A 19,800-nucleotide genomic window follows, 5' to 3' on the forward strand; every position below is an offset into this window, starting at 1 on the left:
CGCATCGCCGATCATCGTGCAGGCGTGGACAATTCGCGCTGCCATCGGCGCGGCAGCCGACTGCCGCAGCTGCCGTAGCCGCTGCGGAATTACTGCGTTCGTAGTAGACGATTGATCGTCTGTCCGCCGGATTTGCTGCCATGCGATTGCGGCTAGGGTGCACCCATGAGCAGGGCGCGGATCGACATCGCGGACGGGGCGGTCGCCGTCGCGGTCACGGCCGTGCTGCTGGGCACCGGGCTGAGTGCACACCGTGACCCTGCCGATCTCGACGTGCTGGGCTATGCGCTGTTGACGATCGCCGGGCTCTCGCTCGCGATGGCCCGCCAGGCTCCTGTCGCCGTTCTGGCGATGTCGGGTTCGGCTGTGTTGGGTTATCAGGCCACCGGTTTCGATGTCCCCGCGATCGGGTTCCTGGTCGCGGTCTACGCCACAGTCCGGGCCGGGCAGCGACTGGTCGCGGTGGCGGGTTCGATACTGCTCGTGCTCACGCTGCCTTTCGCAATGCTGCTCGCCCACCCCGACTGGGCTGTGGGCGAGGCATTCACCCACGCACGCGATGTGCTGCAACTGGCCTGGCTGGTCGCTGCCGGCGCGGCCGGCGAGGCGTTGCGCCAAGCCGAGCGGCGCGCCGAGGAAGCCGAACGCACCCGCGAGGAGACCGCACGACGCCGCGCGGACGAGGAGCGGTTGCATATCGCACGGGAACTGCACGACTCGCTCACTCACCAGATCTCGGTCATCAAGATCCAGTCCGAGGCCGCGGTACACGTCGCCCACAAGAAAGGCGAACACGTGCCCGAGACACTGCTGGCGATCCGGGAAGCCGGCCGGGAAGCGGCCCGGGAACTACGCGCGACATTGGAAGCCCTGCGCGAGGACGTCAACGCATCTCGGCACGGACTCGGCCACGTTCCAGAACTGGTGGAACGTGCTCGCGCAACGGGTTTGGACGCCACGTTGACCATCACAGGAGAAAACCCGACGTTACCGGCCGCGCTGGACCGCACCGTCTACCGAATCGTGCAGGAATCGCTGACCAACATCTCCCGGCACGCACACGCCGTGACGGCCTCGGTCCGCATCGACTACCGCCCCGACGCGGTGATCGTGCGCGTCGATGACGACGGTGGATTGCGGCCGGGCAGCGGGGCGGTACACGGTGTCGGCCTGCTCGGAATGCAGGAACGCGTCACAGCTCTCGGCGGGCGCCTGCACGCCGGGCCCCAGCCAGAACGCGGCTTCTCCGTCCACGCCGAACTGCCCGTTGATCCCTCATGATCCGTGTCCTGCTCGTCGACGACCAGCCATTGATTCGCAGCGGATTCCGGGCTCTGCTCGACCTCGAAGACGACATCACAGTGGTGGCCGAGGCCGCCGACGGAAGCGAGGCCCTGGCTCTGGCTCGCCAGTACCTACCCGACATCGCGCTCATCGACATCCAGATGCCCGTCCTCGACGGTATCGAGGCGACACGGCAGATCGCGGCAGACCCCGCATTGGCCGAGGTGCACGTTGTCATCCTCACCAACTACGGCCTGGACGAGTACGTCTTCCACGCTCTGCGGGCAGGCGCCGCCGGATTCCTCGTCAAAGACATTCTGCCGGAGGACTTTCTGCATGCCGTTCGCGTCGCTGCCCGCGGTGATGCGTTGCTCGCACCCTCGATCACCCGTCGGCTGATCAACCGGTACGTCTCTCAGCCGCTGAGCACCGACAATGCGACGAAGCTGAACGAACTGACCGGCCGTGAACGCGAGGCCGTCACCCTCGTCGCCCAAGGCATGTCCAACGAGGAGATCGCCGACCGTATGGTCATCAGCCCGCTCACCGCGAAAACCCATATCAACCGGGCTATGACCAAACTCCACGCCCGCGACCGCGCCCAACTCGTCGTCTTGGCCTACGAATCAGGGCTGGTCGCTCCGCGAAATCTCTGAGGTCGGGCGCCAACCGCGATGCGCGATAGTTCGGCATTACCGGATGCTGGCGGACCCAACTGAAGAGGGATAGCGCAGGTTTCGAATGTTCCTGCCACCAGCGGTGCCGTACGCGGGCACAACCGCCGAGTGCCACATTGCGTCCTGTCGAAGTTTGTCTGCACTGATCAAGTTGCTCGCGATGTGGGTGCCGATGTCGGCCAGGGCATGACGGTCAATTCGGGCCACTGTTGGAGCCAGCGACCGGCCTTGGCCTCGTAAACGGTGCGCGGCGCGAGGACCGGATTGGGGCGGACGATGAGGTTGAACTTGTCCGACAGCCCGTGTGGGGCGTACACACGCCAACGCCCGCCAGGTTGTTCGAGGCGAACTCCCAGGCAGCAAGTGGTGGCAGCGAAGGAGTCGATCGCATCCTCGGTGGACCGGTGCGCAGGACATGGCGTCCCGAATTTCTGCTCGTACCAGAGATGAACACGTGCCTCGTTGCGGATCTCCACCTCGGCGGGGATATCGGCGAAGACCTGCTTCGCCGACTGGATTACCGCGTCTTCGGCCTCCCAGGACAAATCAGCGGAGTCGAAGTAAAACAGGTCGTAGTCCTTGATGCCTTCGCCGGGTCCCCGGCCGGTGACTGTATTCCAGACGGTCTGGAACAGGCAGCCCGCCGTGAGATACCAGCCGGGCAGTTCCAGCGATGCCGACAAGGTCAGCACCTCCGTCAGTACTTCGTTGTGCGAGAGTGCCTCTCGGAATGCGTCGAGTTGTTCGTCGACAGGCAGCTGGCTGATCATCACCTATGCCTACCACCCGCACCGGGACGCCACGCACAGTTCTTCGTTGTCCCCATGAGCACCCTCTCCCTTACCAATAGTCAACCGCCCCAATACAGCTCGATCCTCCGACAAGTTCGACTTGATGCATAGGCATCAACTCCACAAAACGCCCGCCGCGGCCGAGTTCACCGTCGAGCACTCCACTTTGCACGGCAACGATCCACTACACCCGGTGCCCTGGACCGAGAAGTCCATGTCGGCTTCAATCGCAGCCTCGCCCTGAGCGTGCACGCCGACTGCATTCACCGCTGCGAAGAGCCGGGGCCTGCGTGCCGGTCGAGAGTCTCGAGTGCGGCTGCCAAGCGGGCCGCGGCGTCCGCGGCGACCGGGCGCAGTCGCGCGTCGCTGGTGACCTCGACCATGAGCTCGGGGTTCATGGCTTCGACGTGGATCAGCTCGGTGTCGTGCGGGTCGCGGCGCACGACGACATTGCAAGGCAGCAGCAGCCCGATCTGGCGGTTGATGCCGACCGCCTGGTGCGCCAGAGGCGGGTTGCAGGCGCCGAGGATGCGGTAGTCCTCCATATCGTGGCCGAGTTTGGCCTTGATCGTGGCCGCCATGTCAATGTCGGTGAGGATGCCGAATCCTTGCTCGGCCAGAGCTTCCCGGACCGCGTCCACGGCGCGGTCGAAGCCGGTGTGCAATGTGGTCGACAGGGCGATGTCCATCACGTAATCACCTTCCTTGCGTAAGATTTCAGGAGAGTTCGGGTGAGCACACGCCCGAGGTGATCCCCGCGCGGCGCATGAGCAGCGTGGCCGGGCACCAGCCCACCGCGCTGTAGAGCAGCAGGTTGGCTCCCACCAGTGCCGGCACGATCAGCCACCACGCCGATATCGTCGCGGCCGCCGCGGTGCCGACCAGGACCAGGGTCCCGGCCAGCAACGGCACCAGCCGGGCAATGGTCCAGCTTCTGCCGGTCAGCGGTGAGGTCGACATGGATCTCCCTTTCTCGGATCCGCCCTCGCCCAGGATGGTTCCCGGGTCAGGCCAGGGCGAGGAACAGTTTTTCGAGTTCGGCGACGGTCAACGGGTCACCGGACTCTTTCGATTCATCGAGGCATTCACGCAGCCCGGTGGCCAGGATCTTGAACCCCGCCCGATCCAGGGCGCGTGAGACCGCGGCGAGCTGGGTGACCACGTCTTTGCAGTCACGGCCCTGCTCGATCATGGTGATCACCCCGGCGAGCTGTCCGTGTGCCCGGCGCAGCCGGTTGAGAACCTGGGCAATGCTGTCTTCGTCGCCGACCACGGCATTCTCCTTCATATCCGTCCGACCACCCACAATACCCCCAGGGGTATTACTGCAGGTGTGTCAGTGATGAGCGAAACTGATTCGCGGAAGCACCCGACGCATCCAGGCCGGTGACCACCAGGCCGCGCGCCCGGTGAGCCGCAGGATGACCGGCAGCAGGACCAGCCGGACGATAAGGGCATCCAGCAGGACCGCGACACCGAGGATGATGCCCATTTCCTTCGGCGGCAGCGGCTCGGCGAGGGCGAAGGTGAAGAACACCGCGACCATGACCGCCGCCGCAGCGAAGATGACCCGCCCGGAATGGGCCAGCCCTTCCACCGCCGCGGTCCGGGCATCCCCGGTGCGTTCGAACTGTTCTTTGGCGCTTGCCAGCAGGAACACGGTGTAGTCCATCGCGATCGCGAAGATCATGGCGAAGAAGAACACCGGACCCCACCCGTCGAGGAATCCTTGCGGGGTGAATCCCAGCAGCCCGGCGCCGTGGCCGTCCTGGAAGATCAGCTTCGCCACCCCGAACGCCGCGGCCGTGGAGCCGAGGCTGACCAGGGTCCCCAGGAGGGCGATCAGCGGGGCCTGCAACGCGACCAGCAGCAACACGAACCCCAGCACCAGAATCACCGAGACAACGATCGGCAGATAGTCGTTCAGGGCCTGCTGCAGATCCAGGTTCTCCGCGGGCGCGCCGCCGACCAGGGCTTGGTCGGGCAAGCGATCCCGCAACTGCTCCAGCACTGTTCCCATGCGCTCGTCGGAGGGATCCATGTCGGGCAGAGCCTGCATCATGACCCACCCGGAATCGTCGGCGGCGGGTTGCGCGGGCGTCACCATCGCGATTCCGGCGCCGGCCGCCGCCTTGACGGTGCTGTCGGCCTGCTCGGCGGGGGTGATGATCTGTAGCGCGCCGGGCGCACCGGCACCGAGCTGGCGCTGGACCAGCTCATAGCCCTGACGCACCGGTGCCTCGTCGGGTACCACCTGGATCGAGGGCATCGCGACCTTCAACCCGAGCACCGGCAGCGCCAGCACGATCAGCACACCGGCCCCGGCGATCGCGAACGGCCACGGACGCTCGTGTAGCAACCGGCCCCACTGAGCGAACCATGGCGAGCGGTGCTGCTGACGGGTCGCATACGGCAACGCCGCCGCATTGATCCGGCCCCCGAGCGCGCCGAGCGCGGCAGGCAGCAACGTCAGTGTCGCGGCCAGCACGAGCGCGACCGCGAGCATGATCCCCACCGCCATTGTGCGCACCGCAGGCGCCGGCACCAGCAGCACCGCCGAAAGGCTCACCAGCACAGTCAAACCCGACAACACCACCGCCTTGCCCGCGGTGGCCATCGTCTCGGCGACCGCCCGCCGCGCATCAGTGGTCCGGCTCAGTGCATCACGAAACCGGGCCACCATGAACAGCGCATAGTCGATACCCAGCGCGAGGGCGAACATCATCGCGAAATTCATCGCCCACACCGAAATCGGGGTCACCTGGTTCAGCAACACCAGCCCACCAGCCGAGGCCACCAACCCGGCCACCGTCAGCAACAATGGCAAACCCGCCGCGACCAGCGAACCGAATGCGAGCACCATGATCAGGAGCGTGACCGGCCATGAAAACAGCTCTGCCTGGATCATCGCGTCGTGATTGGCCTTGTTGAAATCGCTCCACAACGCCGAGGCTCCCGTCGGATATACCTCGATGCCGTCACCCGAGAGCGCGGTCAACGCTGCCTTGTGCTCGTCGACAGCCCGCACCATGTCATCGGTCGACGCATTCGCCCCCGCGATCAGAATCCCGGTGTGCCCGTCCGGGCTGATCGTCATCCCCGGTTGCGGGTCGATGATCGCTCCGAACCGGGAATCACCGGCGATTACCGCAGCCACCTCGCCCAGTGTTGTCTGCATCTGCAGATCGGAGACCCGCGCGGTATCGGAATGCACTACGACCTGCAGCGCCGCCGAGGAATTACCACCGAAGTGCTCCTGAGCCAACTCCCTGGCCTGCACTGATTCCGAACCGTTGGCCTGCCATCCTGCACCGGCCAACGAACTGAACACACTCGGCGCCGCAGAGCCCAGCGCGATGAGCGCCACCAGCCATATCCCGAACACGACCCGAGCGCGACCGGCCATCACGGACCCCAGACGTGCCAGCACCCCTGCACTCGTCTGCCTGGGCCCAGCCATGCTCGGCGTCCGCGCTGTCTTCGTCTCCGTCATGTTCCTTCACCTTTCGAGCACTAGGTCTTGTCCGAAGCCGAACCTATACCCCCGGGGGTATAGGTTTCCCCGGTCCACGTTATACCCCCGGGGGTATATAAATCGATGAGCTGTCCACCACACCCGATGCCCAGCCCTGGAACAGCCGATCCGGATCTCCGAGTTCGCCCGGCGGTCTACGAGCACGTTCGCCGACTGTCCCGCGATTCCCTCTTAGCTGCGGCCACCTGCTATTGGTCGGCGGCGCAGCCTCGATGGCCGTCGAACTCGCCGAAGGCCTGGTGGTCGACGCCGAACGAACGCACAGACCCGACAGGCAGGGAACCGCGACACGAGAGTCGGTGCCAGAATCTGGCGGCTGGACCGTGTCGAGAACCCAGCGGACCACAGATTCGGGTAAGCGACTACTCGTTCTTTCGGTCCCTGTGCGGAGAAGGCTCGGTGGTGCGGTTCGTCCTGGTGATTCGGACCCTCCGGACCCAGGCACCCGAGCCGCCCGCACAGGAGGTGCGTGATGGCCCTCAACGACCTGATCCGGCGCAATGTCGCTGAAATTTCCGAGACTGAGCGCAACCGATTACGTGATGCGTTCGTAGCGCTCAGCGCGTCGAAGCGATACCCCGATGGTGTGTCTTACTGGGACAAGCAGAATGCGATTCACCAAGCTACCCACGTGCATGGCACCCCGGCATTCCTGGCGTGGCATCGTGAGCTGTGTAATCGGCTCGAACGACTGCTCCGGGAGGTTGATCCCTCGCTGTCGCTGCACTACTGGGACTGGACAACCGATCCGACCTCGAATGCCGATGGAGCCAGACTCTTCACCGCCGAGTTCATGGGCAGCGCGAACGGTGATGCGGGACGTCCTTTCCAAGACTTCGAAAGCACCGAGGGCAACGGTCACAAGCGGGTCTGGCGTGCCGTGCGGTCCGGGTTGCCAGCGGTCCCGACGGATGCCGCCCTCATCGGCACTGGCAACGACGCGGCCGAGGCCGAGCAGTTCTCACGAATGCGTGAGGCCCTGCGACTGATGGCGCACGACGTAGCGCACAGCTATATCGGTGGAACCATCGGCCAACAACATTTTGCGTTCCACGATCCGTTCGTGTTCCTGCTGCATTCCAATGTCGACAGGCTGTGGGCGAAATGGCAGACCGCGCGGGGTCGCGCGTGGCGCAAGAATCCGGACCGGATATACGGTCGGGAGGGGACCGACCCGACGATCCTGTCCAGTATCCAACCGTGGGCCGGTGGCACCGGGCTGCGGCCGTGGGCACCTCCGGAAAATCAGCAGGTTGTGAAGAACTGCAGAGACCTGTCGGTGGTCGGTCCCCCGCTCTACGACACCAACGAAGGCTTGCCCAGTTCGAAGGCGGCAGCACTGCGGAGCGGGCCGAAGACATACTTCTTCGCAGGCACTCGCTACATCCGGGTCACCCGCGGCAACACCGGCGCCGGCACCATCGATCCCGGCTACCCCACGAACATCTCTGTATGGGGTTGGGGCAGCTTCGGCGAAGGCCTATTCGGACTGTGGGGTGGGATCGACGCCGCGTTGGATAGCGGACCGAAGACGTACTTCTTCGCGGGCACTCGCTACATCCGGGTCACCCGCGGCGACACCGGCCCCGGCACCATCGATCCCGGCTACCCCAAAAACATCTCCGAATGGGGCTGGCCGGCCGATTTCCGAGACTCTTGGGTGTAGCCAGCCTTGTCGAAACGACGGTGTCTTGTCCGTATTGATCAACGCGTTCGAGGAATGACGTCAAATATGAACCGGTCCTCTGACCGCGACGTACTTGAAGTAGTTGGGCCAGCCGCGCAGAATCTGGTTGAGACCCACGATCACGTAAGGATCAGCAGGCCGTCATCGGTGACCGGAGGATGCGTGGACTACATCTGCTACATTTCGCGAACCAAGGTGGACAGTCTGCACGGGCAACTCGATCCGGAGCGCAGTAGCGAGTTTACCGAGCAGGTGATCTCCGAACAGTCGGGTGTTCGAGATGTCCGCGCGGGTTTGTCCCTCGGCCATATTGTCAGCCTGTTCAACGGCAGCATGACTTACGGGCGGAAGAACGTGATCCAGCGGGAACGCAGGGTGAAGCTTGCCTATTTCGAGAAGCTCAGGGACGTACTGTTGACCATAGCTGCGGACCACGGCGACGTGCCCGATATCAGAGAAGCCATCTCTTCGGGACAGAGCGGGACATACTACTTTTACGATGGCCTCTTCCGGATTGAGATGCCGGTTGTGAACCCCACTTCGGCGGACATTGTGACAATTCGTTCGTCGTTCGGCGGCCGCGACCTGCTCTTGGACTGCTCGCTGCGCTTCTTCAGCGAAGGTCCTGAGCCGGACGGAACCTTCCTGCTGCATTCGGGCAACTACCGCTTCTTCGGCGGCCAGGTGCAAATGAGGATGTCCACCGTCTTCGCACTACTTGGTGTAGATGGAACAGACGTCGTCGGAACTCCGCTCTACCTCCAGCTGTCGGGCGCTGATTTATCGCCCGGAGCGGCGCTGTAGGCGTGGTGTGTCGTGGAGATGCTTGATGTGCGCAAGCACGATCCCGAGGAGTACGAAGGGAAGGGGATAACCATCCGCGGCTGTCTGTATCGGATCGGTCCCCAGCTCGGCTCGGGTTATTCGAAGTTCGTCCATGTGCTGCGCAACGCCAGATCGGGTCTGCACCTGAATGTGCTCGCGATCTATCGTGACGCCGACTCGGGCCGACAGGAGCTGGGCTGTGAACTGGCTGTCAAAGCTCTCGACGACCTTATGGAGGGACAAAGGGTGGTGCCCAGTCTCATGGAGGTCGATCTGCCGGGCGGAGTCGCGTACATCCAGGACTACATAGGCCCCTATGAACCCGCGCCGAGTCAGGACATCGTGTCTGCGGAGCGACTCATGGTGGCCGGTGAATGGTTTGAGGCCGCCGATATGTTCTCGCGTGTTCTCGAGACGCGGCCGGACCACACCGTCGCACTGTTCAACCGCGCATCAGTCCTCAACTCCATGCGTCGCCCGGACCTGGCGGCAAACCTGATGGCGCGGGTTATCGACATCGAACCGAACTACCGCGCCTACCTGCGCGACTACGTGAAATACTGCTCGGCCGCCGAAATGCCGATCGAGGTCATGGATGGGTGGAGGGCCATCACCGAGCGCTACCCGCACGACACCAGCTGTCGACAGTACGTCGACAAGGTGCCGCGACAGGCCGCCGCGCTGCACAACAGGGGAGTCCAACTGGCGACCGAAGGCCAGTGGAATGAAGCGGCAACGTCGACAGAACGGGCGATCGAGTCATACGTTCGGCTGGCCGAATTCGATCACAAGAAATTCGATCAGGAGCTGGCAGAGAGCTTGTTGAACTATGGGATATTCGCAACAGCGGGCGGCAACATGATTGGCAGCATTCAACCGCTACTTCAGACCATGCGCATCGCCCATGAGTACGGGCGTCACGATCTGTATGACCTTGCCGCACACGAGATGCGGCAAGCATTGGCGCTCGACCGGCAGACTGTGGCGGAGGAACTCGAGCGGTTGACCGGAGGCCCGGTACCACCATGGTTCGGCAATCCGAGCTAGCGTGCGGCGGCGCATGTACGCGCGGATTCAGATACGCACGTCTGCAAGAGAATTGGTGGCTTCGGTGGATGCGCAGGGCCTGATGCGAGCGCACGGACACTCCTCGAGAACCCACCACTGAGTGGGTGACCAGCGCTAGAGGTGGATGAACGTCGAGCGGGCACGGAGTTGCGGGCAGAGATTCGGCACAGGCAGCAGCTGCGCAATCGGATCGCCCAGCGAAAGGCGGTCGATGACTGCGTCACCGCCGGAATCGGGAATGGTCACGACGCGATTGTCACCCGCTCGGTCGCCTGGCGCCATGACACCGCCGTCGAAGAATTCGAGTAGTGGATTACGCGCGTGATCATCGCCCCTGGTTACGACAATCAGAGTCTCGAACAGTGGCCAGCCCGTTGTACCGACGAAGCGAGGAGGCTTCCATGACTACCAGGCCAGTGCACAGCACATTCCGGATTTCGTCGGGCTTTCGAACGCCGGATCGACCTGACCATGACGGTATCGATTTCGCCGCACCGGCAGGCACGCCGATCTTCGCACCGGTGGACGGTGTGGTCGTCGAGGGTGCGGAACGCCCACCGGGGTCGGTGTCGGGGTTCGGAAACTGGGTGTGGCTGGATGCACAGGACAGCCGCGGTGTTGATCTGATCTTCGGCCACATGCGTCATGCGAGCATTCTGGTGAAGCAAGGCGATCGGGTGCGGGAGGGCGAACAGATCGCGAGTGTGGGGTCGGAGGGCCAATCCACCGGTCCGCATCTGCATTTCGAGGTGTGGGGCCCGCCCGGGCGCATCGGCGGTGAACCGAGGAATCCGCAGCCTTTCCTCGAGGGTGCGGTCGACCCCGGCACGCAACCCGACCCCGGTACCGACGGGTCGAGCCCGGAGGCCTTCCCACTGCCGCGAGGGTTCTTCTACGGACCGTTGGAGGGCCCGGCCTCGTCGATCTCCGGGCGTCACGGCAGCGAACGGCCCGAGTGGATTGCGGGCTTGAAGCGCTGGCAGCAGGCGCGGGGCCTGCCACAGACCGGTGTTTACGACCAGACAACCGCCGACGCGGCGCGTTCGGTGCAGTTCGCGAATGGGTTCACCCCTGATGGACTGATCGGCCCGGCGACCTGGCGGGCGGGATTCACCAGCACCTCGCCCGGGGAGCGTCCATCGAGGATGCAGCTGGTCGATCACGCCGCGGCGCGCCCCGGGGCGCAGGCAGTGAAGGCCGACGGATACCACGGGGCTGTTCGCTACCTGGTGGACTCACCTGAACGCGGCCTGATCAACAAGAAACTCACTCCCGAGGAAGCCGCAGGGTATCTCGATCTGAAGATGCCCCTTGTCAGCAATTGGCAAAAGGGAAAGAACGCCACTGCCGATTGGCGCCGCGGGTTCGACGGCGGTGTCGCCGACGCCCAGGCCGCCGACGCGTGGCACCGGCACTGCGGCGGCCCGGCCGAGGCTCCGATCTTCTTCTCCATCGACGACGATCTGTCGCTGTCCGAGTGGAACAGCATGGCCATCCACTATCTGCGCGGCGCGGCGTCGGTACTGGGCAAGGAGCGCGTCGGCGCGTATTGCAAATACCTGGCGTGCGATTGGGCAGTCGAGGACGACGTCGTCGGCACGTGCCGCGACGGCAGCGGAAAACGGTTCCTGTGGCAACCCAACACCTGGCTGGGCGGTAGGCCGCTCGGCACGATCTCCGAGCACGCCTGCCTGTTCCAGCGGCTCATTCACCCGCGCGACAACGTCAAGGTCGCTGGGATCAACGTCGACGTCAACGACACCCTCACCGCCGACTTCGGGCAATGGCAATACGCCGCCCAGCCCGTTACCCCAGAACCGATCGTCGTTCCCGACCCGATTTCGGTGCGCGAACCCGACGGCTACGACATCGCCTGGCACGCCGGGCCGGGCTCCCGCTCCGGGCATGGCCCATACAAGCGGATCTACCTGCACACCACAGAGAATCAGGACTGGATCAGCCGCGCCGAAAACGTCGCCGACGGTCAAGCGGCCAGGCAGGACGGGTCATATCACTACATCGTCGACGACAACCACATCATCCAGACAGTCTCCACGAAGAACGCCTCCTGGAGCGTTCCGGTGCGCGGCGTCAACGACGAGAACCAGGATTCGGTGCATATCGCCCTCGTCGGGACCTCCGGCGCGATTCCACGGTGGACCACCAGTCCGAGCCCCAATGTCGAATCGAACCCGAAGCAGCGCTCCGTGTGGCTCGAGCACGACAAGATGCTCGACATGGTGGCCTTCACCATCGCCAAAATATCCGGGGAACACCACATCCCGATCGAGCGGGTCGACATCGCCGGTGTCGGAAACGACATGCACGGCGTCTCCAGCCACAACAACTACACCTACGGTTCCGTGAAACTGAGGGGCTTCAAGGACGGCACCCACTGGGACGTCCCCGACACCTTTCCCTACGATGTCGTCCTCGCCGCGGCAAAGCAATACGCGGGCATCCCCGACGACCCCGACCGTTTCCCACTGCCGAACGGGCACTACTGGGGTCCCTTGTCCGGGCCGCAGGAGTCGTGGTCGAACAGGTTCGGCAACGAGCCGCAAGCATCGAAGGACGGCTTGCGCCGCTGGCAGGCCGCCCTCGGAATCGCACAGACCAGCGTGTACGACGACGCCACCCGCGACGCCGCGACCGCGATGCAGAAGGCACAGGGCTGGCCGGTCACCGGCCATGTCTACGCCGGTGAGTGGTACGGCGTCATCAAGGACGGCTGGCGGTTGCCTGCCCCCGCTGCCGTCCCCACCGGCACACGCAAGATCACCGACGCGACCGGCCCCGGCCACACCGACCAGTTCGGTATGGCCGCAACCGATCTCGGGGTGATGACCCGTACACCCTCGGGCCGAATTCTCGCCGTCTTCGGCGATACCTTCCGCGACCCGATGGTCGGCAGTGACGACTGGCGCTCGCCGGTCGCGTTGTACTCCGACACAACGAATTTGGACAACGGAATCGTGTGGCACGAAGCCGCGGGACCGGTTCCGAACTACGCCCAGCAACTGTGGCCCTACGACCACGCGGGAGGGACGACGGCGCTGCCCTCCGACGTCATCACCATCGGCCAGGACATCTACCTGCACGTGATGATCAACCAGGGCCTCGGCAACGTGGTGCGCACCGAGATCTGGACGTCGAGCGACGACGGAAAGTCCTGGCGGCACACCGGTGCCCAGTTCGACGCCGGCCTGCACAACGGGTTCGCGCAGCTGTGGACCTGGGAACGCGACGACGACGGGTGGGTGTACGTCTTCTCCACCGGATTCCAACGCGACAAGGGGGTCATCCTGCGCCGCGTCCGCCAGGACCGGATCACCGACCCCGGCGCCTACATCGGCTGGGGTTGGCGCGACGGCAGCTGGAACTGGGGAAACCCACCGACACCGGTACTCGAAAGCCAGCCCTCCGCGGAAAAGTTCGGCGAGATGTGCCTGCGCAGAATTCAGAACAAATGGGCTCTGGTCAACTTCGACGCCTCCACCACCGGTGGCTACGATATCGACCTGCGTCTGCTCGACACTCCCACCGACAACCTCTACCAGGTGCCGAAGACGACACCCATTCGCGGGTCGGCATGGGGAGAAGAGGGCAATGACAGGGTCGCGCAACTCTACGGCCCGTGCATCATCCCCGGATCCACCCTCGACGCCGGCCTACACCTGTTGGTGTCGCAGTGGAAGACCACCGACGGATGGCCTTACCGCGCAATGCACTTCAAGATTCCCGTCCGATAGCTGGCGGGATCGGCGAGTATTTCCACCAGGTTATGAGCAGGTCTGACTTCAGCTAGTCGGGCGACGTGATGTCGCGGAGGACTTGCTCGGCGCGCTCGATTCCGGTGTGGCCGTCGAAGTCCGGCCAATCGTGATAGTGAACATGCGGATTACGGATCAGGAACTCGGAGACGACCTGCATGGTTCGGACGGCCTTGACGAAGTCGACACCGAGTCCCGTCGGCACGGTCATTCGGCCGACATTGCCGAGCGGGCCACCGAGACCACCACCGAGGATGTTCGATTGCAGGAACTGCAACACCGCAACCGCAAACGGCACCGTCAGCTCCGCCTGGACGAGTAGGTCGTAGAACTGCTCGAGCAGCGTGTCGTCAGTCGTCGTCGCATACATGTCACCGTCGAGCACGAAATCGAAGGTGCGGTCGCGGAATTCCTGGGGCGTGTAGTCGCCGGAGATTCCGGCCCCCGGCGGGTTGTTACCCAGCAGCGTGCGTCCCGGCGGACGGCACGGCGACCCGAAGGTGATCACGCGCCGCAGATCGTCCGCTCGGTGCGCGAGCGGCCCGCCGTCTGTCATGAGCATCATCAGCCGCACCACGACTTCCGCGCCTTGGCTGTATCCCGCGAGGATGAAAGGGCCGGGATTCAGCAGGATCAGCCTGATCCCCTCTCCGACGCCGAGCGCGACCGACTCCCGGTAGCTGGTGTGCGGGTCCGGATTGAGAAATCCACTGGCGGGGTACGCGACCGGTTGATTGCGGACCCGGCGCTCGCCTTCGAGCGCCGAGCCGACGTCGAACGGTGGTCCCTGACTCCAATGGCCCCACGTGCCGGCGAAACTGTAATACAACGGCAGGGTCCCGGCTGGTGGAAGCCGGTCGAAGTTCAGTCCGAGCCTGCGCAATGTCGTGGTGTCGGCCGTGCCGGGTTCGGCCACATCGAGTCCCGCCCGGCGCTGAAACTCCGCGACGACCGTGGTCGTGGCTGGGCCGTATTCCCCGTCTACGACCAATCTGGAGTAGAGGGGGTAGTCACGGTTCAGCGTCGCCTGGAGCACCCCGACGAGGTCTCCACGATCTCCGGGCCTGAGTACCACGCTCATCGGACCAGCCCGCCGACTCCCAGTGGCAACACCCCGCCGTTGTTCCGCTCGAGACCTGTCACCCTGATCTCCGCTTGATCGCCACGATCGGAGTACCTTTCCATCCTGATGTCGCAAGGAAGCCGACTCTGGAACCTGATCGGCTCACGCGCAGAACTCACGAAATCGAACGAAGGAATGTGACTGGCACGCCCTCTGTAAGGGCAGTCCGCACCTCAGAGGAGGGACCAGAAAAGTTGGGCGGAGATCGAGACCTAGCCTCTCGGCCATCATCCACCCAAGTTCGACTAGTGGATAGAGGTCGAGACCGATTTGTTGCTATGCACTAACTTGCCTGCGGCACAGTGTGATCAACGTTGCCGCTGACATACGAACTCGAGACACTCACACCCAGGACCAGTGGATCTTCTCCGATCAGCCCAGCGGACGCTCCGATCATCGGGTCGGAGGCACCGGATGGGACTTCGACACAGGCCTAGGGTGCCGAGCAGGCGGCAGCGTCCAAGGCTCGGGAGCCTGCGTGGTAGCGGTCGTCCATCAGGTCTTAATCGAGGGCGATGGCTATGGAGTGGACAGCACATGGGCATACGGCCTCGGCCTGGCACGAATCACCTCTCGCGCCCATTGCGCATCGGGCTCGAAATCGGCGAGCACGGAGAGCGCGTTGCGGATCGCTTCGGCGATATCCGTTGTCCCCCAACGTGCGGTGCATGCGCACCAGCCCGACCAGATCAACCACGTCCTGCGAGGCCGTTGGAAGTCGCCGAGCAGCTTTGCCCGGCGAAGCTGAAATGCGTAATCAGCGCGTGCATTCAATGCGCCAATCGGGCGGCCATCGTGGTCAGGTTGTCGGCAAACGTCAGCACGAATTCGACGCACAGGTTGATCAGTTCGTCGCGGCTGATGTCCATACCGCCGTCGAGCCAGGCCAGGACCAATTCGGCGGCGCCGCCGGTGATCATCAGAGAGACCGCACTGACCAGGGTTTCACTGCCGGCAGGCGGGTCCAACAGTGCGCGTTCCTGTTCGGCGACGACGTCGGCGATAGTGCGCATGGCGGCGGCGCGGCGGCGCATCAGGATTTCGCTGCCGTGCGCCTCGGCGAAAGCGATGCGGGCGCGGCGGGGGTCGTCCACGACGGAATTGAGGATGGCGGTGACGGCTGCCCGCGTTTTGGCTGCGATGTCATCCGGTGCGGCGGCGAGTGCGTCCAGTGAGCTGCGGATCGCGGTGTCGACGATCTCGTCGTGCACGGCGGCGGCGAGTGCGTCGAGGTCGTCGAAGCTCTCGTAGAAGAACCGCGGACCGACCTTGGCCTGTTCGCAGACTCCGCGCACGGTGGTCGCGGCCCAGCCCTGGGTGCCGATGATGTCGAGGGCAGCGTCCATCAGCCGCTGGCGGCGTTCGTCGCGTCGCTGTTCGGCCGAGGTGCCGCGATAGATGCCGGTCGCTGCCCGTGTCACACACCTCAGTATGCCGCAACAGAAATAGGAATCAACCGTTTACGGAAACGGTTGATTCCTGTATGGTCCAGATCACACCACATCGCAACGGTGCGAGAGGACCACGAGCATGATGTCCACCCTGGGCCGACGGGCCAAATCCGCCGTATCCGCTCTTGCCGAGCGATATCCCTCGCAGACCCGCGCGCTGGCAGACCCGCTGCCCGACAGCGGATTACGGCCGATCATGGGCGATTACGGTGTCCCAGTCATCGGGCACGCCATACCCGCGATGAGCGACAGTCTCGATTTCGCCCGCCGCCGCTTCGACAAATACGGGCCGGTGCACTGGGTCGGGATTGCCGGGCGACGCGTGGTCATGGTCGCCGGACCGGAAGCCACCGAAGAGGTACTCGCCGACCGCGACAAAGTGTATTCCGCGCAACGCGGCTACACCTTCTTCATCGGCCCGTTCTTCCACGGCGGCATCCTGCTGCGCGACTTCGAGGAACACCGCTATCACCGTCGGATTTTGCAGCAGGCCTTTACCCGGCCGCGGTTGGTCGGCTATCTCGATATCACCAGTCCGGCCATTGCGCGCGGTATGCGCGAATGGACACCGAATCGCGATTTCCAGCTCTATCCGGCGGCCAAACGCCTGCTGCTCAGCTTGTCCTCGGAAGTGTTCATGGGGGCGAATCTCGGGTCGGAGGCCGCCGGGCTGGAGCGGGCCTTCATCGATGCGGTGCGGGGCGGCCAGGCGCTGGTGCGTACGAATCTGCCCGGCGGTCTGTGGGCACGCGGTCTGCGCGGGCGCGCGGTGCTGGAGGATTATTGTCGTCGCGAGCTGCCTGCCAAACGCGCGGGAAATGGCGAGGATCTGTTCAGCGTGTTGTGCCGCACCGCGTCCGAGGAGGGCCATACGTTCACCGACCAGGATATCGTCGACCATCTGATCTTCGTCCTGCTCGGCGCGCACGACACCAGCACGATCGCGGTGTCGATGATGGGGTATCAGCTCGGATTGCATCCCGAATGGCAGGACCGGCTGCGCTCCGAATCGCAGGCGTTGGGCAAGGAGTCACTCGACTATGCCGATCTGGACCGGCTGCCGACCCTGGAGCTGGTCTTCAAAGAGATTCTGCGGATGTACTCCCCTGTCGGGCAGCAGATCCGCGAAACCGTGCGGGATACCGCGATTCAGGGTCAGTTCGTCCCCGCTGACACCTTGGTGATGATCGGCTCGTACTCGGCCATGCGCCAGGCCCGCTGGTGGAACGACCCCGACGTGTTCGATCCCGAACGGTTCACGACCGAACGGCACGAGGACAAGGCTCACCGCTATACCTGGGCCCCTTTCGGTGGTGGCGCACACAAATGCATCGGACTCTATTTCGGCGGTATGACAGTCAAGGCGATCATGCACCGCATGCTGTTGAACTACCGCTGGACCGTGCCCGCCGACTACACGCCGCCGATGGGCTGGGCGACCGGCCCTATCCCCCTCGATGGCCTACCCATCCGACTCGAACACCTCGGCGCCTCGGGGTCGGCATGAAGATCGCCGCCGACCGCACCCGTTGCGAGGGCCACGGCATGTGCGAAGCATTGCTGCCCGATATATTTCGGGTCGACGACGAAGGCAACGTGACGGTGCTGACGGAACAGGTAACCGAAGCCGAACTCGACGACGTGCGGCTGGCGGTCGACAGCTGCCCGGTGGAGGCTCTGCGCCTGTTGGACTGAAGCACACTCGCGCCAGCCCTGGCCACGGGTAAGGACCGTTTATCTGTGCCCAGGCGCCGTGCCATGATCGATAAGTTGAAGAATGTGGGCGATTCGGCATTCGGTCGATCCGAGTTCGATCGGCTCCTCGGCTCGCCGCACGCGGAGTTGCACATGCACTGCTCTCGGCTTTTCGGCTCGGCGCACGACACCGATGATGCCTGACAGCAGGCATTGATGCCGATGCAGCTCGTGGGCGAGCTCAGCCCCGGTCGCCCACGAATGGGCGGCCACCATCGCCTGCGGCAGGATCGACGAAATAGGCCGGATCGCGAAGAAAACCAACACCCCCGTTGCCCCCTCGAGGAGAAACTCAATGCGCGCACGTCGCTTGCCGCGTCGTTTCCTGACCGCGGCGGCCGCGGTCCTGCTCACAGTGACCGGGTGCGTCTCCACAGCCTCGGCCTCGCCGGCGGCCGGAGACCGGCGGCCGAACGTGGTGATGATCCTGGCCGACGACCTGGACGCGGCAACCACCCCGGTGTGGCAAGCGATGCCGCGCACCGCGGCACTGATCCGTGACCGCGGAGTGGAGTTCACCGACGGCTTCGCGCCGATGCCGATCTGCTGCGCGGCCCGCGCTTCCATCCTGACCGGCGAATACGGGCACAACACCGGTGTCCTCACCAACGCCGGCGAGGTCGGTGGCTTCGACACCTTCCGCGCGCGCGGCAACGAATCCCACACCATCGCCACCACCCTGCACGACGCCGGATACCGCACCGGCATGGCCGGGAAATATCTCAACGGCCTCGAACACGACCCCGGCCACATCCCGCCCGGCTGGGACGACTGGAACGCCGGAGTCGACAACTTCCTGTACTCCGGCTACAACTACACCCTCAACGAAAACGGGACCCGCGTGAAATACGGTGTGGCACCGGCTGATTACCAAACGGACGTGATCCGCGCCAAGTCCGAGCGGTTCCTCACAGACGCCGCCGCCTCCGGGCAGCCGTTCTTCTGGTACGCGGCCTCCACCTCCCCCCACTTCCCGATCCCGCCCGCACCCCGCCACCTGCCCAGCACCCAGCCCACCCTCGCCCCGCGGTCACCGAACTATCAAGAACCCGACGTGTCCGACAAACCCTCATGGCTGATCGACACCGCCGACGCGAGGGCCGCGACGATCGCCGCGACCAACGACATCGACTACACCAACCGCCTCGGCGCTCTCAAATCACTCGACGACATGGTCGCGGGAATCGTCGAAACCCTCGAACGAACCGGCGAACTCGACAACACCTACCTGATCTTCACCTCCGATAACGGCTACAGCCTCGGCGCCCACCGCCTCACCCAGAAAATGGCCCCCTACGAAGAATCCATGCGAGTGCCCCTCGCGATCAGCGGCCCCGGCATCCGCCCCGGACGCAGCGACGCCATGGCCCTGTCGATCGACCTCGCACCCACCCTCTACGACTGGGCGAACATCCCCATTCCTGACCAGGTCGACGGCCGGTCCCTGACCCCCGTACTGTCCGGCGACACCATCGGCTGGCGCACCGATTTCGCCGCCGAATACGGTGGCAACGGCGACAGTGGCCGCAACGGAATCGCCCAGGAACAAATCCCCGGCACCGACACCCCCGTCATGTACGCACTCGACATGCCGTCCTGGAGCGCCGTGCGCAACCACCGGTACCTCTACGTACGCTGGTACGAGCGAGAACGCCCCCTCGACCAGCGCGAATACGAACTCTACGACCTGCAGGCCGACCCCTACCAACTCACCAACCTCATCAAGACCCCCCAAGGCCGCGCGGCCCACGCTGACATCGTCACCGACCTCGACCACCGCCTCGGTGAACTGACCACCTGCACCGGACGCTCCTGCCGGTGACAACCCATC

General features: G+C 64.4%; 19 protein-coding genes. 9 read left to right on the plus strand and 10 right to left on the minus strand.

The window, feature by feature from the left end; all coding sequences use genetic code 11:
- The first annotated feature begins 165 nt into the window (after nucleotides 1-165).
- Nucleotides 166-1,281 (plus strand): sensor histidine kinase, encoded by a 1,116-nt coding sequence (locus tag ACWDXS_RS12170; protein ID WP_449964966.1) that lies wholly within the window; start codon nucleotides 166-168, stop codon nucleotides 1,279-1,281.
- Entirely contained in the window at nucleotides 1,278-1,940 is a 663-nt protein-coding gene (locus ACWDXS_RS12175; RefSeq protein ID WP_449964969.1) for a response regulator, read from the plus strand. Before ACWDXS_RS12170 ends, ACWDXS_RS12175 begins: the two co-directional genes overlap by 4 nt.
- A gap of 167 nt (nucleotides 1,941-2,107) precedes the next feature.
- Here ACWDXS_RS12175 and ACWDXS_RS12180 read toward each other — a convergent pair whose 3' ends face one another.
- The 5 genes from ACWDXS_RS12180 to ACWDXS_RS12200 all read right to left on the minus strand — a co-directional run bounded on the left by ACWDXS_RS12180 (nucleotide 2,108) and on the right by ACWDXS_RS12200 (nucleotide 6,245).
- Nucleotides 2,108-2,731, minus strand: coding sequence for a nucleotidyltransferase family protein (locus tag ACWDXS_RS12180; RefSeq protein ID WP_449964972.1), 624 nt, complete (start codon nucleotides 2,729-2,731; stop codon nucleotides 2,108-2,110).
- A 284-nt stretch (nucleotides 2,732-3,015) separates the two neighbouring features.
- Nucleotides 3,016-3,441, minus strand: a complete 426-nt coding sequence (locus ACWDXS_RS12185; RefSeq protein ID WP_449964974.1) for a DUF302 domain-containing protein — start codon at nucleotides 3,439-3,441, stop codon at nucleotides 3,016-3,018.
- A gap of 28 nt (nucleotides 3,442-3,469) precedes the next feature.
- Nucleotides 3,470-3,712 (minus strand): YgaP family membrane protein, encoded by a 243-nt coding sequence (locus ACWDXS_RS12190; protein ID WP_378987349.1) that lies wholly within the window; start codon nucleotides 3,710-3,712, stop codon nucleotides 3,470-3,472.
- 46 nt (nucleotides 3,713-3,758) lie between these two features.
- Nucleotides 3,759-4,025: a metal-sensitive transcriptional regulator gene (locus ACWDXS_RS12195; RefSeq protein ID WP_378987352.1), complete on the minus strand. Its 267-nt coding sequence runs from the start codon at nucleotides 4,023-4,025 to the stop codon at nucleotides 3,759-3,761.
- Between the two features lie 63 nt (nucleotides 4,026-4,088).
- Nucleotides 4,089-6,245: an MMPL family transporter gene (locus ACWDXS_RS12200; RefSeq protein ID WP_449964979.1), complete on the minus strand. Its 2,157-nt coding sequence runs from the start codon at nucleotides 6,243-6,245 to the stop codon at nucleotides 4,089-4,091.
- Between the two features lie 514 nt (nucleotides 6,246-6,759).
- On the opposite strand from ACWDXS_RS12200, the gene ACWDXS_RS12205 reads away from it, so the two are divergent.
- A complete protein-coding gene (locus ACWDXS_RS12205) occupies nucleotides 6,760-7,953 on the plus strand; it encodes a tyrosinase family protein (protein ID WP_449964981.1) in 1,194 nt (397 codons plus the stop codon).
- A 60-nt stretch (nucleotides 7,954-8,013) separates the two neighbouring features.
- On the opposite strand, the gene ACWDXS_RS12210 is transcribed toward ACWDXS_RS12205, so the two are convergent.
- Nucleotides 8,014-8,097, minus strand: a complete 84-nt coding sequence (locus ACWDXS_RS12210) for a group II intron maturase-specific domain-containing protein (RefSeq protein ID WP_449966198.1) — start codon at nucleotides 8,095-8,097, stop codon at nucleotides 8,014-8,016.
- Nucleotides 8,098-8,136: 39 nt separating this feature from the next.
- On the opposite strand from ACWDXS_RS12210, the gene ACWDXS_RS12215 reads away from it, so the two are divergent.
- Both ACWDXS_RS12215 and ACWDXS_RS12220 read left to right on the plus strand, forming a co-directional pair.
- Nucleotides 8,137-8,778, plus strand: coding sequence for a hypothetical protein (locus ACWDXS_RS12215; RefSeq protein WP_449964984.1), 642 nt, complete (start codon nucleotides 8,137-8,139; stop codon nucleotides 8,776-8,778).
- Between the two features lie 12 nt (nucleotides 8,779-8,790).
- Entirely contained in the window at nucleotides 8,791-9,846 is a 1,056-nt protein-coding gene (locus tag ACWDXS_RS12220) for a hypothetical protein (protein ID WP_449964987.1), read from the plus strand.
- 135 nt (nucleotides 9,847-9,981) lie between these two features.
- Here ACWDXS_RS12220 and ACWDXS_RS12225 read toward each other — a convergent pair whose 3' ends face one another.
- A complete protein-coding gene (locus ACWDXS_RS12225) occupies nucleotides 9,982-10,113 on the minus strand; it encodes a hypothetical protein (RefSeq protein WP_449964989.1) in 132 nt (43 codons plus the stop codon).
- A 155-nt stretch (nucleotides 10,114-10,268) separates the two neighbouring features.
- Between ACWDXS_RS12225 and ACWDXS_RS12230 the strand changes: the two genes are divergently transcribed.
- A complete protein-coding gene (locus ACWDXS_RS12230) occupies nucleotides 10,269-13,619 on the plus strand; it encodes a DUF4185 domain-containing protein (RefSeq protein WP_449964992.1) in 3,351 nt (1,116 codons plus the stop codon).
- A 52-nt stretch (nucleotides 13,620-13,671) separates the two neighbouring features.
- On the opposite strand, the gene ACWDXS_RS12235 is transcribed toward ACWDXS_RS12230, so the two are convergent.
- Entirely contained in the window at nucleotides 13,672-14,721 is a 1,050-nt protein-coding gene (locus ACWDXS_RS12235) for a peptidoglycan-binding protein (protein ID WP_449964995.1), read from the minus strand.
- Between the two features lie 812 nt (nucleotides 14,722-15,533).
- On the minus strand, nucleotides 15,534-16,184 hold the full coding sequence (locus ACWDXS_RS12240) for a TetR/AcrR family transcriptional regulator (RefSeq protein ID WP_449964998.1): 651 nt from the start codon (nucleotides 16,182-16,184) through the stop codon (nucleotides 15,534-15,536).
- Between the two features lie 109 nt (nucleotides 16,185-16,293).
- On the opposite strand from ACWDXS_RS12240, the gene ACWDXS_RS12245 reads away from it, so the two are divergent.
- Nucleotides 16,294-17,721 carry a cytochrome P450 gene (locus ACWDXS_RS12245; RefSeq protein ID WP_387443709.1) on the plus strand — a complete coding sequence of 476 codons (1,428 nt, stop codon included), beginning with the start codon at nucleotides 16,294-16,296 and terminating at the stop codon, nucleotides 17,719-17,721.
- Nucleotides 17,718-17,909, plus strand: a complete 192-nt coding sequence (locus ACWDXS_RS12250; RefSeq protein ID WP_387443707.1) for a ferredoxin — start codon at nucleotides 17,718-17,720, stop codon at nucleotides 17,907-17,909. Before ACWDXS_RS12245 ends, ACWDXS_RS12250 begins: the two co-directional genes overlap by 4 nt.
- A gap of 39 nt (nucleotides 17,910-17,948) precedes the next feature.
- Here the strand turns inward: ACWDXS_RS12250 and ACWDXS_RS12255 are convergent, their stop codons facing one another.
- Nucleotides 17,949-18,236: a hypothetical protein gene (locus ACWDXS_RS12255; RefSeq protein WP_449965001.1), complete on the minus strand. Its 288-nt coding sequence runs from the start codon at nucleotides 18,234-18,236 to the stop codon at nucleotides 17,949-17,951.
- A 28-nt stretch (nucleotides 18,237-18,264) separates the two neighbouring features.
- Between ACWDXS_RS12255 and ACWDXS_RS12260 the strand changes: the two genes are divergently transcribed.
- A complete protein-coding gene (locus ACWDXS_RS12260) occupies nucleotides 18,265-19,791 on the plus strand; it encodes a sulfatase family protein (RefSeq protein ID WP_387443703.1) in 1,527 nt (508 codons plus the stop codon).
- Nucleotides 19,792-19,800 lie beyond the last annotated feature (9 nt).

It is taken from the genome of Nocardia sp. NPDC003183 (genome assembly GCF_053590715.1).

What these genes read in the sequence shown, in the direction of transcription:
- ACWDXS_RS12245 (WP_387443709.1), top strand. Translation starts at nt 16,294, where the DNA reads ATGATGTCCACCCTGGGCCGACGGGCCAAATCCGCCGTATCCGCTCTT.
- ACWDXS_RS12230 (WP_449964992.1), top strand. Translation starts at nt 10,269, where the DNA reads ATGACTACCAGGCCAGTGCACAGCACATTCCGGATTTCGTCGGGCTTT.
- ACWDXS_RS12175 (WP_449964969.1), top strand. Translation starts at nt 1,278, where the DNA reads ATGATCCGTGTCCTGCTCGTCGACGACCAGCCATTGATTCGCAGCGGA.
- ACWDXS_RS12200 (WP_449964979.1), bottom strand. Translation starts at nt 6,245, where the DNA reads ATGACGGAGACGAAGACAGCGCGGACGCCGAGCATGGCTGGGCCCAGG.
- ACWDXS_RS12185 (WP_449964974.1), bottom strand. Translation starts at nt 3,441, where the DNA reads ATGGACATCGCCCTGTCGACCACATTGCACACCGGCTTCGACCGCGCC.
- ACWDXS_RS12170 (WP_449964966.1), top strand. Translation starts at nt 166, where the DNA reads ATGAGCAGGGCGCGGATCGACATCGCGGACGGGGCGGTCGCCGTCGCG.
- ACWDXS_RS12180 (WP_449964972.1), bottom strand. Translation starts at nt 2,731, where the DNA reads ATGATCAGCCAGCTGCCTGTCGACGAACAACTCGACGCATTCCGAGAG.
- ACWDXS_RS12205 (WP_449964981.1), top strand. Translation starts at nt 6,760, where the DNA reads ATGGCCCTCAACGACCTGATCCGGCGCAATGTCGCTGAAATTTCCGAG.
- ACWDXS_RS12260 (WP_387443703.1), top strand. Translation starts at nt 18,265, where the DNA reads ATGCGCGCACGTCGCTTGCCGCGTCGTTTCCTGACCGCGGCGGCCGCG.
- ACWDXS_RS12235 (WP_449964995.1), bottom strand. Translation starts at nt 14,721, where the DNA reads ATGAGCGTGGTACTCAGGCCCGGAGATCGTGGAGACCTCGTCGGGGTG.
- ACWDXS_RS12190 (WP_378987349.1), bottom strand. Translation starts at nt 3,712, where the DNA reads ATGTCGACCTCACCGCTGACCGGCAGAAGCTGGACCATTGCCCGGCTG.
- ACWDXS_RS12250 (WP_387443707.1), top strand. Translation starts at nt 17,718, where the DNA reads ATGAAGATCGCCGCCGACCGCACCCGTTGCGAGGGCCACGGCATGTGC.